This window comes from Methylophaga sp. UBA4204, assembly GCF_002379485.1.
GTDB lineage: Bacteria > Pseudomonadota > Gammaproteobacteria > Nitrosococcales > Methylophagaceae > Methylophaga.
The window spans coordinates 55,846-57,110 of the sequence record NZ_DFTU01000094.1; the positions used below are offsets into that span (position 1 = coordinate 55,846).

Sequence of the window (1,265 nt, forward strand, 5' to 3'; positions counted from 1 at the left end):
GTCCGTCATGCTTTAAAAACTCTCTGTAAGCATCTGCCGTAGTCGCAAAACCGCTTGGAACAGCTACACCCAACGGTGCTAAATTCTGCAACATTTCACCTAAAGAAGCATTTTTCCCACCAACTCTGCCGACATCATTCATGCACAACTTATCAAGTGGAATTACATATTCGGTCATGACTACTACCTTAAATTTTTAGTTTTATTAAATGTAATGGTTGATTCGCGGATGCGCTCACGCGCGAGGCCCATAGAGCGAACAACACGGCTGGATATTTCCTCAATAGAAGTATTTGTAGTATCAAATACCGGAATATTCACTTTCTCAAACATAATCATCGCTTTGTCTAATTCTGCCTGACAGATTTCCAAAGAGGAATAATTACTATCAGGGCGGCGTTGTCGGCGAATTCGACTCAGCGGCACCGGTTTAATAGTTAAGCCGGCAAGTTTATGTTGATGAATTTTAAGATACTCAGGTAGTTCTTCTGCTTCCAAATCTTCAACGGTTAACGGATAGTTAGCCACTTTGAGGGAGAAGTTCATTGCTAAATACAAACTGGTGGGTGTTTTACCACATCGTGAAACACCGACTAAAATGATATCAGATTCTTCATACTGATCGGGACGAATACCATCATCATGCGTCAGCGCATAATCTATGGCATCCAGACGTTTCTGATAAGTGGTATCGCTAATTGAAATTCGCGATACACCGAGTTTCTGTGATGATTCAATATTCAGAAATTTTTCCATCGAACCGATGAACTGATGAAATAAACTGATTACAAATCCATCACAGTCTTCGATAATCTCTTGGGCTTCGTTATTCACTAAGGTGCTGAAAACCAGTGGGGGCAAATGCGATTCGGCACAAAGCGCATTAATTTGCTCGCGTGCTTCCTCAGCTTTTTCTTTAGTGTCGACAAAAGCCAGAGTAATTGTTTCGAATTCAATATCAGGAAATTGCGCCAATAGACATTTTCCGTACGATTCTGCGGTCAAACCGGTCCGATCTGATACAAAAAATACGTTTCTGATTTGTTGAGTATTATTTTCGGTTACATCGTTCATTAGATAATGATGTGCTGAAATGGCTGTATTGATCAACAAAAAGTTTGTTGCAGGAAGAGATAAGCTCAAATATCAATTTCGCTCAATTGATGGTAACGCTTTGTATGGTAATTTATCAGCCGGTATCGCCGTTCATCCTGCACCGATAGAACACTAAAAATTCAACTCTGTAGTATTGCACTTAGAAAGCT

3 protein-coding genes are annotated in these 1,265 nt (G+C 40.2%); 1 reads left to right on the forward strand and 2 read right to left on the reverse strand.

Translation table 11 applies throughout. From position 1 onward, the window contains the following. A partial coding sequence (locus B3182_RS16390) for a PEP/pyruvate-binding domain-containing protein (RefSeq protein WP_414683351.1) occupies positions 1–178 on the reverse strand: 178 nt, incomplete at its 3' end. Between the two features lie 5 nt (positions 179–183). Beyond that, the gene (locus B3182_RS14390) at positions 184–1,074 is read right to left on the reverse strand and encodes a pyruvate, water dikinase regulatory protein (RefSeq protein ID WP_292355538.1); all 891 of its coding nucleotides are present in this window, start codon (positions 1,072–1,074) and stop codon (positions 184–186) included. A 19-nt stretch (positions 1,075–1,093) separates the two neighbouring features. On the opposite strand from B3182_RS14390, the gene B3182_RS14395 reads away from it, so the two are divergent. After that, entirely contained in the window at positions 1,094–1,231 is a 138-nt protein-coding gene (locus tag B3182_RS14395; RefSeq protein ID WP_292355541.1) for a hypothetical protein, read from the forward strand. The last annotated feature ends 34 nt before the right edge of the window (positions 1,232–1,265 follow it).